This window comes from Lacihabitans soyangensis (assembly GCF_024343775.1).
Lineage (GTDB): Bacteria > Bacteroidota > Bacteroidia > Cytophagales > Spirosomataceae > Leadbetterella > Leadbetterella soyangensis.
This window is the reverse complement of the sequence record NZ_RJUF01000002.1, coordinates 165960-181531: the sequence shown is the minus strand read 5'-3', so window position 1 is coordinate 181531 and position 15572 is coordinate 165960. Positions and strand designations below refer to the sequence as shown.

The window sequence follows — 15572 nt, the reverse complement described above, 5'->3', positions numbered from 1 at the left end:
TATAATCTTTATTTAATAATGCATTTTGGAGCTGCAAAGTTCGAGAATTGGAGTCTTATTTCCATGATAAATGTCACATAGTCTTCAATTAGTACGGGATTTTTTGACTATTAGCAGCCTACAAAAACTTTATCTCAATCCTCCTATTCAACTGGCGATTCGCCTCTGAGTCATTTTTGACTTTAGGTTGCGTCTCACCATAGCCAATCGGGACAATTCTATCGGCCACAATACCTTCTGTTTTTAGGAATTCTACGACAGCCATCGCTCTTTTTTTCGAAAGTTCTTTGTTTGTAGCATCGTTTCCGATGTCATCGGTATGTCCTGATATTTCTACTTTTAGCGAGGCATTTTTCTGAAGTAATTCTTTGAGTTTCTTAAGTTCTATGTCTGATTCTTTTCGCAATACCGCCGAGCCACTGTCGAAGAATATATTTTCTAAAACTTCCTTGGTCTCTTTTTCTATTTTAGTCAACAGAATATCTAATCTTTTGCCTTCATCGTCTCTTGTAAAGTCAAACTTGAGGCTTTTGAAAAAATAGTTCGGCGTTTCTACATACAAAACATATTCACCATCACCTGGCAAAATGGCCATATAGTCACCTGTGATGGGGTCAGATAGGAATTTAGATATTTTTTCTCCTGTTTTGATGTCTACCAATTCTATGGTTGTATAAAGAGGTTTATTGGTTTTTTGGTCTAAAACAAAACCCTTTAGATAATGGGTTCTATCAATTTTATCTGATAATTCAGCGGGTATAGAAAACTGATAAAGAGACACTTTTTCGTTTTTATCTACCGAATAAAATGCTTTTTTACCATCAGCTGAAATGAAAAGAGAAAGCTCGTCATCACCTGTATTTATAGGATAGCCCATATTGAGCACTTCGCCGCCGAATCCCCTTTTAATGCTTGTCAAATAGATGTCAAACTTTCCCATTCCTTCTTTTCCGTTTGAAGAGAAAAACAATGAATAGCCGTTGGCATGTATAAAGGGCGAGACTTCATCATAACTCGTATTGATATTTTTGCCCAAATTCACGGCCTTTTTCCAGTTTCCTTTTTCGTCCAGCTCACTCATCCAAATGTCTTTTTTGCCTTGTCCAAGTGGTCTTTCAGAGGAGAAAAATAGTTTTGAGCCGTCTGATGACAAACTCGGCTGAGAGTCCCAAAAGTTGGAGTTGATGTTGGGTCCCAAGTTTTTTGGAATTGACCAATTTTCGCCCTCTTTTTTTGTAATGAACAAGTCACAGCTGCCAAAAGAATCTCTACCTTCGCAGGAAGTAAACACCATGATTTTGCCATCCGCCGAAATACTGCAAGTACCTTCATTGTATGGTGTATTTATTTCCTTTGAAATACTCGTAGGTTTGCCCCAGACATTATTTTTGCTTTCAGAAATATAGATATTTTCGTCTTCTAAGTCGTTCCGGGCTGTAAAAATTATGGTGCTGTTGTCGGCAGTGAGCACTGGAAAGTACTGTTTGTTTTTGAAGTTCAATACATCTATCAGTGGCTCGGGCTTGATGTTCAAAGGTTTGGCTATCGCTTGAATCCCAAATTCTGCGGTCTTTATTTGTTTCTGTATCTGCTGATAAATTATGGAGTTTTTGTTGGTGTTGTTGAGAGATACGGTCAAGTATTTTTTTGCATCCTCAAATCGATGATTCTCTAAAGCCCTCGAGCCCAAATAGGTGTAGGCTTGTACAAATCCAACCCCTGCAGTATCTTTCTCAATCACTTTAAGGTAAAATGCGGTTGCCTTTTTCTGATTTCGAAATGATTCATGAATTTGAGCAATTCGGAAATAAGCCTCTGTCTTACTCGAATCTTTTTCCAGATATTTTTCAAAATTTTCCAGTGCCGAATCATACTTTCTCTCCATGAAATCCTTCTTGCCTTTCTCAAATAGCATGAGTGTTTTTTTATCTTGAGCAAAAACACTGACGGAAATAAAAAGGAGTATTATAAAACTTTTATGGGCCATTTTGAGATTAGTAAATACAGATAAAGTGCAAAAATTAGTCCAAATGATATTATACCAGACATTTTAAAAAACGTTGACATTTTGTTATTATTTTTGAATTTTGAATAGAATCTATGCTGAATTATTATTCCTTCTTTAAGGCGTTTCATATTATTGGTTTCGTTACATGGTTTGCTGGTTTGTTTTACTTGGTCAGGATGTTCGTTTATCATGCCGAAGTTGAGCAGAAACCTAAAGAATTACAAGCTGATTGGAGGGCACAATTTACGCTGATGCAGTGGAGAGTCTATAAGATTATTTCCACGCCTGCAATGGTCATTACTTGGTTGTTTGGATTACTTATGTTGGCAACCAACCCGGCTATTTTGGATCAAACTTGGATCAAAATCAAATTGGTTTTATTGGTATTGTTGGTTATTTATCATTTTTACTGCAAAACCATAATTATCAAGCAAGAAAAAGGAGAAGACAGAGCTGGCTCGTTTAACTACAGGTTGCTGAACGAATTACCAACTTTGTTTTTGGTGGCCATTGTTTTGCTGGCAGTGGTTAGAGATTTCTTGGATTTCCTGAAACTCTTTGGGGGCGTAATAGCCTTTGGAATAGTCCTGTTTATTTTTGCTAAACAATATAAAAAAAGAAGAGAGAGCAAATGAGAATTTCGAAATTATTGATTTTTTTCATATTCTTTTTTCAGTTAGCTCATGCTCAACTTAGTAGAAGTAAGTTACCTATTTTTGTAATTAACACAAAAGGTCAAACCATCAAAGACGAACCTAAGATATTGGCTGAGTTGAAGGTGATTTATAATGGTGAAGGGAAAGAAAACCAACTAACAGATACGCAGTTTCACTACAATAGTTTTGTCGGTATAGAATATCGTGGCTCCAGCTCCCAAATGTTTCCTAAAAAAGGCTTGGGGATAGAATTAAGAACTGAAAAAGGAGAAAATAATCCTTTGGCATTATGCGGATTACCAGAAGATGCCGATTGGATACTATATGCATCTTACAATGAGAAAAGTCTGATGCACAACGTTTTAAGTATGAGTTTGGCTCGCCAAATGGGAATGAATGCCAGTCGGACCAAGTATGTGGAGGTGGTAATAGATAATCTTTATCAGGGAGTATATGTTTTGATGGAGAAAATAAAAGTGGACAAAAACCGTGTGAATATAGCTACATTAAAACCCGAAGATATTGCCGGAGACGAATTGACTGGTGGTTACATTGTAAAAATAGACAAAAGCACGGGTACAAACTACGGAACTTTTAGATCAAACTACACGAATGCCAACGGTTTTGCTAATCAGTACTATTATCATCTGCCAAAGACCATAAATGATGCCCAGCGAAATTATATAAGAGCCTATATCCGAAAATTTGAAGATGCAATTTATGGGAAAGATTATAAGGATGAGTTGAACGGATATGCTCAATATGTGGATTTGAGTTCGTTTGCTAAAATGTTTATTATCAACGAAGTGTCTCGTAATATTGATGGTTACAGAATAAGTTCATATTTCACGAAAGATAAAGACTCCAAAGGCGGAAAGTTAACTGCCAGCCCTCCTTGGGATTATGACATTTCTTATGGTAATGCCGATTATTGTCAAGGAAGTAGATATGATTTATGGGCATATAAATTCAATGAAATATGTCCCAGAGATGGTTTTCAAGTGCCTGTTTTTTGGGAAAGGATGGTTTCAGATCCCAAATTTATTGGAGAATTGCGGAATATATATTTTGAACAGAGAAAGGCAGGCGGCGTGCTTGACCATGACAGGATTGTTAAGGAAATAGACGAATTGAAGTCAAATTTGGGAGAAGCAGCTGTTAGAAATTTCCAGAAATGGCCAATAATTGGAACATACGTTTGGCCTAGTCCGCAACCCGTTCCTGCTACTTGGGATTTAGAAATAGTGGAACTTAAGAATTGGATTTATAATCGGCTTGTTTGGATGGATAGAAACTTTCCTGAAGAGTTTGTGCTAACTTCTAACGAATTACCGTCTGAAAGTCTAAATGTTACGGCATTTCCGAATCCTTTTGTTGACAAGCTGCAAGTAAAAATATTAAGCCAAAATGTTCAAAAAGCCGAGGTCTCTTTCTCGGATATTACTGGCAGAATAATTCTTAAGAAGGATATCGAACTTTCCGCAGGTGAAAATTTTGTGGATTTTGACCAAATTCAGAACGTAAATGATTTTCTGTTTTTGAAAGTTAAAACTGAAAGTGGAGTCATGAATTTTAGGAAAGTGGTGAGGGTGAATTGAGTTTCAAAGTACTAAATTATTGGGTGATTTTTCTTTTTATCCTCAATCTCGTAGTGTTCAAAACAGAGAAATTCATATTCAGTTCTTCAAAATATTGAATAATAGTTTGAACTGATTGATTTATTCGCTCGTCTCTAATAGTTTCATTCAATCTAATCACAAGAATTCCAAAATGCTCTAATTTTAGTCTGTAAGTGAGTTCTCCAAAGTCTTTATCTTCAGTATTTAACAGGCATTTATGTTTACTTGAAATTCCCAAAACCTCAATATCGCTAATTCCAGAGTTGGACTCCGAGATTGAAATAACTTCAAAGTTATTTTCCCTAAGTTTTTTTATAATTCCAAAATCAACACTTTCATCGGCTATAATTTTCATTTTAAGATGCCAATGAAAATACAACTTCATTTTTTATGGACTCCGAAGCAAATTGCAAACAGGCAAAAATGTCATTTTTGCTTATATTTGGATAGGCTTCCAAAATATCTTCTATGGTATCCCCAGAGGCTAATTTTTCAAGAATTAAGTCTACTGAAATTCTGGTTTTGAAAATGACAGGTTTTCCAAACAATATATTTGGGTTTGATTCAATATGGGATTTCCTGTTCATAAGTTTTATATTTTAAATATTTCAAATAGAATCTTTCATAGACCTATCCTTCAATAACATCAGCCATAACCAATTCTAAACCCACCAATATGTTTTTCCCGTCTAGCGTTTTGCCGAAAGGTATTGTTTCTGTCTTGCCATTAAAATAGACCAAAGTTTCACTAGACTGTGGACTTACCAACCAAGCTAATTTTACGCCATTTTTAACCCATTTGGTCATTTTTAGCTTCAATTCCTTAATGTTATCAGTTTCAGATTGAAGTTCAATAACGAAATCAGGTACTATTTTCGGTATCGATTTTTTCTCGGAATCACTCAAAGAATCCCATCTTTCCCTTGAAATCCAAGCCACATCTGGGCCACGCATTGAATCGTCAGGTAGAAAAAAAGCTGAATTTGAATCGAAAACAATTCCAACTTTATGTTTTTTGTTCCAGTTATAAATCTCAAAATTTAAACCACTGTTGAACGAGCTGGTAAGTGCATAAGTTGGTGACATATTTATTAAAATTTGACCTTTTTCGTCTCTTTCAATATTCAATTCTGGATTTGCCAAACATAGAGCTATCAATTCATCATTTGTGAACTTTCCTTCTTTTGGGATATTTAAAGGCAATACCATAGTACTCTTTTTTTACCAAAAATATAAAATTTAGTGAATAACTCCAAATACCTACGCCCTCACCATAATCTTATGAGGAATTCCATCTTCTATATAGTCTTCATTGATGCTTTCGAAGCCAAACGAGGCGTAAAAGCTCTCTAAATAGGCTTGAGCACCTATTTTTATAGGTTTTTGTCCAAATAGTTCTTGGACTTTCACCACAGATTTACCAAATATTTGTCTTCCATAGCCTTCACCTCGACCTCTTGGGGATGCTACAACTCTGCCAATGCTCAAAAAACCTTCATAATAAGCAGCATAGTCGAATAGTCGGGTGTAAGCCATCAGCTGATTGTTTTGGTCGTATCCCATAAAGTGTATCGCCTTTTGGTCTTTGTGATCAAGGTCTAAGAAAATACAATTTTGTTCAACGACAAAAACTTCTGACCGTAAAGCCAATATTTCGTAGAGTTCATCCACACTTAATTCAGTAAAAGCCTTACATTCTATCCGAAGATTACCCATTATTGTTATTTTTGTGAAAAAAATTATATGTTTCTAGATATTCATACCCATTCGTTGTCTTCCGATGCCAATATAAAAAAAGTTTTTAATTTGGACATCACGGTGAATACATTGGGGGAAGATTTAAAGCATTTTTTTGGAGAAAATGAATCAGTTTCGGTAGGAATTCATCCCTGGAGTGTATCTGAGGAATTGTTTTTTGAGCAAATTGAGATTTTAGAATTTTTGGCTGCAGATTCGAGAGTAAAGGCAATTGGAGAAATTGGCTTGGACAAACTTAAAGGGCCAGATTTGAAACTTCAAGAAGAAGTGTTTTTGAAGCAAATACGAGTTGCGGAGGCGGTAAAAAAGCCAGCAATAGTCCATTGTGTAAAGAGTTTTAATGAACTCATTGCCATTAAGAAAGTGGTTAGGCCAAAGGTGCCTATGATTATCCATGGTTTCAATCGCAAAGTTGATTTAGCAAAAGAATTAACGCAAAAAGGTTTTTTTCTTTCATTTGGAAGGGATTTGTTGGAATCTGATTTGGTAAAAGAAGCACTCAAGAGTATTCCTTTAGAGCAAGTCTTTTTTGAGACTGATGACGATAAAGTATTAATTGTGAGTCAAGTGTACAAAACCGCAGCTGATATTTTAAAAATAGATATAGAAGTACTAAAAGATAGAATTTATCAAAATTATTTAGAATTGTATTTATGAGTGATTTAGGTTGGCTCTCGAGAAGTGAGCTATTGGTTGGAAAAGAAAATATACAAAAACTTCAGAATTCGCATGTCCTGGTGGTTGGTTTAGGTGGCGTAGGTTCGTTTGCTGCGGAATTTATATGTCGAGCAGGAGTGGGGGAGATGACCATTGTAGACGGTGACGTTGTAGACCCAACAAACAGAAATCGTCAACTTCCAGCTCTTTTCACAACCCATGGAGTCAGTAAAGCAGGCTGGATGAAAGACAGACTTTTGGCTATCAATCCAGACTTGAGGCTAAAGGTCATTAATGAGTTTTTGAGTCCTGAACGATGTGAAGAACTCATGAAAAACCAATATGACTACGTGATGGACTGCATTGACAGCATTACCCCGAAATTAACACTTATTGCTTCTGCTTATAAAAGCGGTAAAAAAGTAGTAAGTTCAATGGGTGCAGGCGGTAAAACCGACCCGACGCAGATTAGAGTGGCAGATTTATATGAAACACATACCTGTAAACTTGCATTTTATGTCAGAAAAAGACTGAAGAAAATGGAAGTTTCAAAAGGTGTGAGAGCTGTTTATTCTTTGGAAGAAATGGACAAAGACTCCTTGGTTATGACAGATGGTTCAAACTTCAAGCAGTCTGCATATGGTACCATTTCTTACTTGCCAGCGGCTTTTGGTGGCGTGGCGGCGTCGGTAGTAATTAGAGACTTGTTGGGTATAGAAATCGAAACTCAAAAAAGGCCTAAAATGATGAAATCGAGCAGTATCAAAAAGAAGAAATGATATTTTGGAAAATATTACTGCACAAAAAAAGCCTTGATATTCAAGGCTTTTTTTATGAACTAATTTCTATTTTTTATTTCGAGGTGATAATCTCGAATTTTAATTTTCTTGGATCTGACCTGTTTATAATTTGCTGATTTCTAATGTATTCTAAATTATAAACATTCGAAATAACCCTCCCGAATTTAGTAAATACATCTTTTAATTCTTTCACTGTTTCCGGGAAATTGGCCGAACCGCCACTTGCTAACTTCGTCAATACTGCCTTGTCAACCCCACCTTTTCCATTCAAACCGATGCAAAAACTAGTTATTTTGTAAGAATTTTTATCTGACTTTATTTTACCCAAAAGATAGTCTGCATTAACCGCTGGAGGTGCCATGTTGTCAGAACCATCTGTAAAGGTAAATAGCACCCTAGACTGAGATTTTGAAGCCTGAAGCATGTCTATACCCGCATCCATGGCGTTGTAAAGAGCAGTAAACTTGCCTTGTTTTAGGCCTTTTACATAGTTTTTCAGTGCTTCTTTGTCAGTAGATAATGGAAACTCATTGACGGTATCTGAGAAATCTACAATACCCATCTTTACCACTTTTCTTTCAGTAAATATTTTCTCAATAAAATCTATGGCATAAGTTTTAACGGTCTCAAAATCAGTTCCTAAAGACTCGCTTCGGTCTAAAACTAACACCACGCTTATATCTTCTGATTGGCTGAAAGACATCGTGAATTCCACGTCTTTTTTCCAATCGTTGGTTTCTTTCTTAAACTCGTAAGCGTTTATGGCCTCTATGTTGTAATTATTGGAGAATTCATCAATTATTCTGAAATTATCAATAATTACTTTGGTTCCTGCTGGTCCATCTACTTGACCGCCAAAGGTTTTAGTGAAGTCAATTTTGATTTCTCGTGAGGTTTTAAGCTCATCAAATCTGATTTCAGGGCTTTTGCCTGAGGTATTCCAGAAGTCGATATAAATGTCAAAAGTTGAGCCTTTGGGGTTTACATCACCGCCACCGCAGCTTATCAACACAATACTCAGTAGAACAGTCTTAAGGATTAAGAAAGCATTTCTTATTTTCATTGGGATAAAATTTATATTCAGCTTTGGAAACGAAAACATCATGCCAAAACTTTCATTTGCACGTAAAATTATTGCAAATTTGCACAAAAAATCGGATTAATGAACATTGGAGTGGTAATTTTAGCAGCTGGAGAATCAAAACGTATGGGTGTACCCAAGCAAATCCTCCCGATTTTTGGTGTTCCAATGCTCAAATATTTAGTGGACGAAGTGCTTGATACTGAGGCTCATCCGGTAACAGTGGTGGTTGGAGCCAATAAAACCAAGATTGTCCCACTCTTAGAAAATATCCCAATAGGCATTATAGACAATCCAGATTGGCAGAAAGGCATGGGTAGCTCCATCAAAATGGGCCTGGTGGGTGCTTATTTGATCACAAAAGGATTTGATGGTTTGATATTTATGACCTCAGACATGCCTTTTGTAAATGCCGCAATGATTAATAAACTTATCGAAACCGCACGTGAATTTCCTGATAAAACGATAATAGCCTCAAAATATAGCGGAACCTTGGGGGTGCCAGTTTTGTACAAAAAAGAACGTTTTGAGGATATTCTGGACATGAAACCCGAACAAGGTGCAAAGCAATTTTTTAATAAATATCCTGATGAAATCGTGACGGTAGATTTTGATTTAGGTGCGGTGGATTTAGACACCAAAGAGGATTATTATAACTTTTTACAATCAAAAAACTGATTCATGCAAGCCATTGCTTTTTACATATTATTACCGTTTTTGTATTTTTTCTCTATCCTGCCAATAAAGTTTCTCTATATAATTTCTAGAGGTTTTATCTATCCAGTACTCTATAAATTAGTGGGTTACAGAAAAAAAGTGGTAGAACAGAATCTTAAGAACTCATTTCCAGAGAAAAGTAAAGAAGAAAGAGAATCTATTGCCTCAGATTTTTATAAATACCTGGCCGATATGTTTGTAGAAACCATCAAGAGTTTCACTATTTCGGAGGAATCTTTATTAGAAAAAATAAAATTGGAGAATACCGAAATACTAATTCCGTTTTTTGAAGCAAATAAGAACGTGGTTATAACACTTGGCCACATCGGTAACTATGAACTCATTGCCAAGGCCATGCCTTTCTACCTGAAGCACAAGGTTTTGGTTCCGTATCACAAAATGAGTAATGACTATTTCAATAATCTTTTTTATAAATCGAGAACGGCATTCGGGACGGTTTTCTTTCCTACATTTGACACATTCTCAAGCATAAAAAAGGACTACCGTAAAGCCTTTGCGGTTACACTGGCCAATGACCAATCTGCTCCACCCACCAAATCTTTCTGGACCAAATTCTTAAATCAGGATACAACTTTCTTTACAGGAACCGAGAAAATTGCCCAGCAATTTGACTATCCCGTTGTATTTGCTCATGTCACAGTTCCGCAAAAAGGACATTACACTATGACTTTTGAGTTGATTTCTGACAAATCCAAGTCGGAGTCGGAAGGTTTTATAATGACAAAACACGCCGAACTACTTGAAAAAGACATAATAGCAGCCCCGAAATATTGGCTCTGGACGCATAAACGCTGGAAACACAAAATGCCAGCAGGTGTAGAATATGGTTTTAATTTTTCCAGAAAATCTTAACCAAAACTCACGTTTTCTTCTCCCACTATCTCCAAAAGACTTCTTTGAACGTCTTTGTTGAGGTCTATCTTCATCGTTCTTGAAAACATGGCCACGTCATATCTTTCCTCCATGTCATACACGTTCATTTTAAAGTTGAATTTGCCAGGATTTGAAGTGATTATATCGAGTAAGCCATTGATGGTAATGTCGTTGATCTCGGCCAAATTTAATTTAACATTTACTTCTTTGAATCGCTTCGCCTTCATGTCGTTGAGCAAGTCGATTTGAAGCGGTTTAAATTCTAGTTCGCCCTCACGGTTCCATTTGGTTTGGATTTTTCCTCTTATGCTCACAAAAAAACCAAGACCAAGATAATTTGAAAACTCTACATAATCTTTCCCAAAAAGCATAATTTCGAGTGAAGAGGTATAATCCTCAATCTTAAAAATTCCAAACGGATTTCCGTTTTTCGACTGTTTCTGTTGTACTGAAGAAATTACCCCGCCAATGACAAATTCCCGGTTCACGTTGTCAGGTTCAAACAGCTGATCCAAAGGTTTACACAATGACATTTCTATAGAAAATTGATCAAGGGGATGGCCTGAAATATAAAAGCCAACCACATCTTTTTCGTATTTGAGTTTTTCTATATCACCCCATTGTTCTATGTTTTCCGACTTAGGTTTCTGAATGTCAAAACCACCATTGGTTTCAAAACCACCAAATAGCGAATTCTGAGCCGAAGCCTTATCTTCAGCTACTTTATTGGCATATCGTATTAGTTTTTCTATAAAAGTGCTGCCTTCGCTTTCATGGAAATACACCGCTCTGTGAATGTCGTCAAAACAATCAAAAGCACCAGCGTAAGTTAGTGATTCAAGTGTTTTTTTGTTTACCGTTCGAAGGTTTACCCGAGTTATAAAGTCAAAAATATCTGCAAAAGGGCCATTTTTTTCTCTTTCCTCAATTATGGCATCTACTGCGGCATCGCCTGTTCCTTTTATTCCTCCAAGTCCAAATCGTATTTCTTTCTTCTTGTTTACACTAAAACGCTTGTTTGATTCATTAATGTCTGGTCCCAATACACTAAGCCCCAGGAGTTTACATTCTTCCATGAAGAACGTAATCTTGTCGATGTTACCGAGTTGTGAGGTCAATACCCCGGCCATGTATTCTGAGGTGTAATGTGCTTTCAGATAAGCTGTTTGATAAGCCACAAAAGCATAACAGGTGGAGTGCGACTTATTAAAGGCGTATTGTGCAAAAGCCTCCCAGTCGGTCCAGATTTTCTCCAAAATCTTGGTGTCATGGCCGTTGGAAGCACCACCTTCCATAAACTTCACCTTCATTTTATTCAAGACCTCTATTTGCTTTTTACCCATGGCTTTACGCAAAACGTCTGCATCACCTTTAGTGAAATTGCCCAATTTCTGCGAAAGTAGCATCACCTGCTCTTGGTAAACGGTTATTCCATAGGTTTCTCCCAAATATTCCTCCACTTCTGGCAAGTCATACTTTATTTCCTCCGTGCCATGTTTTCTGGCAATAAAGTTGGGTATGTAGGCTATCGGACCTGGGCGATAAAGGGCGTTCATTGCTATTAAATCGTCAAATCTATCGGGTTTGAGTTCCTTCATGTATTTTTTCATACCGTCGGATTCAAACTGAAAAATCGCCGTTGTTTCACCACGTTGGAAAAGCTCAAAAGTTTTGGTATCGTCTAGTGGAATCTCATCTATTTCTATATCATGTCCATAGTTTTCTTTAATCATCCTCAAAGCCTCTTTTATGATAGAGAGGTTTCTTAATCCCAAAAAGTCCATCTTGATTACTCCCGCATCCTCAATAACCTTTCCTTCATACTGCGTTATCAACAAATCCGAATCTTTTGAAGTACAAACAGGTACAATGTCAGATAAATCCCACGGTGCAATGATGATGCCCGCCGCATGTATACCCGTATTTCTTACAGTTCCTTCTAGTTTTTCGGCTTGTTTTAACACCTTAGATGTCAAGTCGTTGCCATTGTACATTTCTCTTACTTTCCTGACATTCTCCTGTTCGTCAGGCCCAAGGCCGAGCTCGTTCAATGATTTTGGCCCAACCATAGGCATGTGAATCAATTTTTTAAAATCCATGCCATAAGATGGTTTGTCCGGAATCAACTTTGCAATGTAGTTGGCATCTGCAAGTGGCAAATCCATTACCCTAGCTACGTCTTTTATCGACGACTTGGTAGCCATAGTACCGTAGGTAATAATCTGGGCTACCTGATTTTTTCCATATTTATCAACCACATAATCAATCACCTTCTGACGGCCTTCATCGTCAAAATCCGTATCAATATCGGGCATTGACTTCCTGTCAGGATTCAGGAAACGCTCAAAAAGTAAATTGTACTTGATGGGGTCAATATTGGTGATACCAATGCAGTAAGCCACCACAGAACCTGCAGCCGAACCACGACCAGGGCCAATCATCACGCCCAAATCTCGTCCAGCTTTTATAAAGTCCATTACAATCAAGAAATACCCCGCAAAACCCATGGTTTTGATGGTAAACAATTCAAAATCAAGTCGTTCTTGTGTGGTTGTAATTATTTCTCCGTAACGTTTTCTGGCACCTTCATAGGTTATATGACGCAGGTATTCCCACTGATTCAGCTTGTCGTCGGCGTGTATCTTAAATTCCTCCGGAATCGGGAAGTTAGGCAGCAAAATGTCCTGCTTAAGATTTAGCTTTTCTATTTTCCCAACAATCTCATTGGTGTTGTCGATGGCCGCCGGAATGTCCCTAAACAAATGGCTCATTTCTTCAGTCGACTTGAAATAGAATTGGTCGTTGAAAAACGCAAAGCGGGTATCTTTTGAGCTCATCGTTTCGTCGTCAGCAAAATCTTTGGCCGACGGCGTCGCTAGTTTTTCGTTGGTATTTACGCACAACAAAATATCGTGGGCCACCCAATCCGACTGATCCACATAATGACTGTCGTTTGAGGCAATTACCTTCACATCGTATTTCTTTGCCCATTTGAGCAAGATCTCGTTCACTATATTCTGCTCAGGTATTTCGTGGCGTTGTATTTCCACATAATAATCCTCTCCAAATCTCTCCAACCACCATTGAAACTCCTTTTCACCCTCATCCTCGCCTTTCTTCAATATCGTCTTTGGTACCGATGCTCCAATACAACAAGTGGTCGCTATCAACCCTTCCTTGTATTTTTCAATCATCGCTTTTGTTACCCTCGGGTACTTGCTATAAAGCCCTTCCATATATCCAAGCGAACACAACTTCGTCAGGTTTTTGTATCCAACGGGGTTTTTGGCCAACAAAAGCTGGTGGTATCGAATATCTTTTTGTTCTTTCGTAAACTGCTTACGGGTATGATCCTCCACTACATACAACTCACAACCCACTATTGGTTTCACATTAAACTTGTCAGCGGCAGCCACAAAATCAAACACACCGAACATATTTCCATGGTCAGTAATGGCCATAGCCGGCATATTGTCTGCTTGAGCCTTGGCAAAGAGTTTCTTTACGTTAGAAGCTCCATCCAACAACGAATATTGGGTGTGATTGTGTAAATGGGAGAATTGCATCCTTTCTTTTTGTAATAAGTAGTATCATGCAAATATAGCCAATAACCCCATTCTTTCTTAACCCCGAAACTCATTAATTTCGGAATTATATCCGAACCTTCTCAAAATCAGCAACTCACTGCATGTGCATTAAGTTTTCTGGCGGCCTGCTAAAGCACCGGGCTATCCGTTACAAGTCCTCGCGGCTACGCCAGCTGCGGGCTTTTCACTTCTATCCCTGGCCGGAAGTGGAAGGAACCATCCAGTTGACAGCTTTCACAGTTAACAACTTTTAAAAAGTTGTCAACTGTTGTACCCACCAAATATTCCCATCAAAATTTGATTTCTAGATATTTTTTCCTAATTTTGCGACCCAATTTACTTTTAATACACTTAATCTGTTTTGTACAATGCCTAAGCAAAAAACAAATTCAGGAGCAAAAAAGAGGTTCAAATTGACTGGAACTGGAAAAATCAAGCGTAAGCATGCTTTCCACAGTCATATTTTGACTAAAAAATCGACGAAACGTAAGAGAGTTCTTGCATCGTCAGCTCTAGTTAGCTCTGCGGACGAAAGCCGCATCAAAGCCTTGTTGAATGGTTAATTCAACAATTGGTTCAATTGTTTCACCCGAATAAAGGCCTTTAAGATTCCCTCATCGGAACGCCTCATTCAAAAAACTAAAAAATTATGCCACGTAGTGTCAATCATGTCGCGTCTAAAGCTAGACGCAAAAAAGTGCTGAAATTAGCCAAAGGCTATTACGGCAGAAGAAAAAACGTTTGGACGGTTGCTAAAAACGCCGTTGAAAAAGGTTTAGTTTACGCCTACATAGGTCGTAAGCAAAAGAAAAGAAATTTCCGTAGCTTGTGGATCGTAAGAATCAATGCTGGTGTGAGACCTTTCGGTTTGTCATATTCAGTATTTATCAACAAACTACAAAAAGCAGGCATTGAGCTTAACCGTAAGGTGTTAGCAGATTTGGCTTTGAATCATCCAGATGCTTTCAAAGCTATCGTAGAGAAAGTAAAATAATAAAAATCCTATTAGATTTTTATTAACAAAAAAGACGTCATTTGACGTCTTTTTTTTGTTACCTAATGATAATTTTCTAGTCTAATTATGGAATTACAAGAGATAGTTCATAATTTTAAACAAAATTTATTAACATTAATAAAATCACTATGTTAGAAGTATTGCAAGGATTAATTCAGCAAGCAGGTCAGTCTGCAGTTGTAGAAAATACAGATGTTCCAAACGAACACAACGAAGGAGTAATGGGTGAGGTTATGCAAGGCCTTTTAGGCGGTTTAACCAACCAAGCCAATTCGCAAGGCGGTATCGGAAGTTTATTAGGAATGCTTACAGGTGGAGGTAACTCAAACCAAGGAGGAAGCCTTATGAGTAACCCTATGGTGGCTGGAATAGCTCAAAATATAATCGGTAGTATTATGTCAAAATTTGGCCTTTCAAACAGTGCTGCCGCTGGAGTAGTGTCAAGTATGTTGCCTTCTGTTTTGGGTGGACTTATCAGCAAGGCCAATGACCCTAACGATTCTTCTGTAGATACTGGTGGCATCATGAGTGTGCTTTCTGGCGGTAAAACTGATGGAATAGACTTTGGAAGTCTATTGAGTCAAGGTGCAGGTGCTTTATCTGACGGAAAACTTGATATGAACGATCTAATCAATTTAGCCTCTGGAGGTTCGTCAAATCAAGGTCAAAGTACTGGCGGTGGTCTTTTTGGAAATATCCTTGGTGGATTATTTGGAAAAAAATAATAGGAATTGGATAATAAAAAGCGTAGAAATAATTTTCTACGCTTTTTTCATATAA

Annotated in this window: 16 protein-coding genes; 9 read left to right on the top strand and 7 right to left on the bottom strand. The window is 37.4% G+C overall.

All coding sequences use genetic code 11. The annotated features are described in order from the left end of the window. Positions 1-118: 118 nt before the first annotated feature. Positions 119-1987 (bottom strand): OmpA family protein, encoded by a 1869-nt coding sequence (locus EGI31_RS01945; protein ID WP_255035444.1) that lies wholly within the window; start codon positions 1985-1987, stop codon positions 119-121. Between the two features lie 113 nt (positions 1988-2100). On the opposite strand from EGI31_RS01945, the gene hemJ reads away from it, so the two are divergent. Next, positions 2101-2643 (top strand): protoporphyrinogen oxidase HemJ, encoded by a 543-nt coding sequence (hemJ, locus tag EGI31_RS01940; RefSeq protein ID WP_255035443.1) that lies wholly within the window; start codon positions 2101-2103, stop codon positions 2641-2643. Then, the gene (locus EGI31_RS01935; protein ID WP_255035442.1) at positions 2640-4262 is read left to right on the top strand and encodes a CotH kinase family protein; all 1623 of its coding nucleotides are present in this window, start codon (positions 2640-2642) and stop codon (positions 4260-4262) included. The genes hemJ and EGI31_RS01935 overlap by 4 nt, the downstream gene beginning before the upstream one ends. 16 nt (positions 4263-4278) lie before the next feature. Here EGI31_RS01935 and EGI31_RS01930 read toward each other — a convergent pair whose 3' ends face one another. Genes EGI31_RS01930 through EGI31_RS01915 form a run of 4 tightly spaced genes read right to left on the bottom strand, consistent with a single transcriptional unit; the run spans position 4279 to position 5999 of the window. After that, on the bottom strand, positions 4279-4638 hold the full coding sequence (locus EGI31_RS01930) for a DUF5615 family PIN-like protein (protein ID WP_255035441.1): 360 nt from the start codon (positions 4636-4638) through the stop codon (positions 4279-4281). A 1-nt stretch (position 4639) separates the two neighbouring features. Beyond that, positions 4640-4870, bottom strand: coding sequence for a DUF433 domain-containing protein (locus EGI31_RS01925; RefSeq protein WP_255035439.1), 231 nt, complete (start codon positions 4868-4870; stop codon positions 4640-4642). A gap of 43 nt (positions 4871-4913) precedes the next feature. Continuing rightward, positions 4914-5492, bottom strand: a complete 579-nt coding sequence (locus EGI31_RS01920; RefSeq protein ID WP_255035438.1) for a Uma2 family endonuclease — start codon at positions 5490-5492, stop codon at positions 4914-4916. 51 nt (positions 5493-5543) lie between these two features. Continuing rightward, entirely contained in the window at positions 5544-5999 is a 456-nt protein-coding gene (locus EGI31_RS01915) for a GNAT family N-acetyltransferase (protein ID WP_255035437.1), read from the bottom strand. Positions 6000-6026: 27 nt separating this feature from the next. Between EGI31_RS01915 and EGI31_RS01910 the strand changes: the two genes are divergently transcribed. Both EGI31_RS01910 and EGI31_RS01905 read left to right on the top strand, forming a co-directional pair. Continuing rightward, positions 6027-6698, top strand: coding sequence for a TatD family hydrolase (locus tag EGI31_RS01910; RefSeq protein WP_255035436.1), 672 nt, complete (start codon positions 6027-6029; stop codon positions 6696-6698). Further along, complete coding sequence (locus tag EGI31_RS01905) at positions 6695-7477, top strand: tRNA threonylcarbamoyladenosine dehydratase (protein ID WP_255035435.1); 783 nt, start codon at positions 6695-6697, stop codon at positions 7475-7477. The genes EGI31_RS01910 and EGI31_RS01905 overlap by 4 nt, the downstream gene beginning before the upstream one ends. A gap of 73 nt (positions 7478-7550) precedes the next feature. Here EGI31_RS01905 and EGI31_RS01900 read toward each other — a convergent pair whose 3' ends face one another. Further along, positions 7551-8561: a vWA domain-containing protein gene (locus EGI31_RS01900; protein ID WP_255035434.1), complete on the bottom strand. Its 1011-nt coding sequence runs from the start codon at positions 8559-8561 to the stop codon at positions 7551-7553. 99 nt (positions 8562-8660) lie between these two features. On the opposite strand from EGI31_RS01900, the gene EGI31_RS01895 reads away from it, so the two are divergent. Both EGI31_RS01895 and EGI31_RS01890 read left to right on the top strand, forming a co-directional pair. After that, positions 8661-9257 (top strand): nucleotidyltransferase family protein, encoded by a 597-nt coding sequence (locus EGI31_RS01895; protein ID WP_255035433.1) that lies wholly within the window; start codon positions 8661-8663, stop codon positions 9255-9257. 3 nt (positions 9258-9260) lie between these two features. Further along, positions 9261-10169, top strand: a complete 909-nt coding sequence (locus tag EGI31_RS01890) for a lysophospholipid acyltransferase family protein (RefSeq protein ID WP_255035432.1) — start codon at positions 9261-9263, stop codon at positions 10167-10169. Here the strand turns inward: EGI31_RS01890 and dnaE are convergent. Continuing rightward, on the bottom strand, positions 10166-13756 hold the full coding sequence (gene dnaE, locus EGI31_RS01885; RefSeq protein ID WP_255035431.1) for a DNA polymerase III subunit alpha: 3591 nt from the start codon (positions 13754-13756) through the stop codon (positions 10166-10168). The two genes, EGI31_RS01890 and dnaE, sit on opposite strands and share 4 nt — an antisense overlap. A 389-nt stretch (positions 13757-14145) precedes the next feature. Between dnaE and rpmI the strand changes: the two genes are divergently transcribed. From rpmI to EGI31_RS01870, 3 genes are all read left to right on the top strand, one after another. Continuing rightward, complete coding sequence (rpmI, locus tag EGI31_RS01880; protein ID WP_255035430.1) at positions 14146-14340, top strand: 50S ribosomal protein L35; 195 nt, start codon at positions 14146-14148, stop codon at positions 14338-14340. 86 nt (positions 14341-14426) lie between these two features. Continuing rightward, positions 14427-14771 (top strand): 50S ribosomal protein L20, encoded by a 345-nt coding sequence (gene rplT, locus EGI31_RS01875; protein WP_255035429.1) that lies wholly within the window; start codon positions 14427-14429, stop codon positions 14769-14771. Positions 14772-14920: 149 nt separating this feature from the next. After that, complete coding sequence (locus EGI31_RS01870; protein ID WP_255035428.1) at positions 14921-15517, top strand: DUF937 domain-containing protein; 597 nt, start codon at positions 14921-14923, stop codon at positions 15515-15517. Positions 15518-15572: the final 55 nt, after the last annotated feature.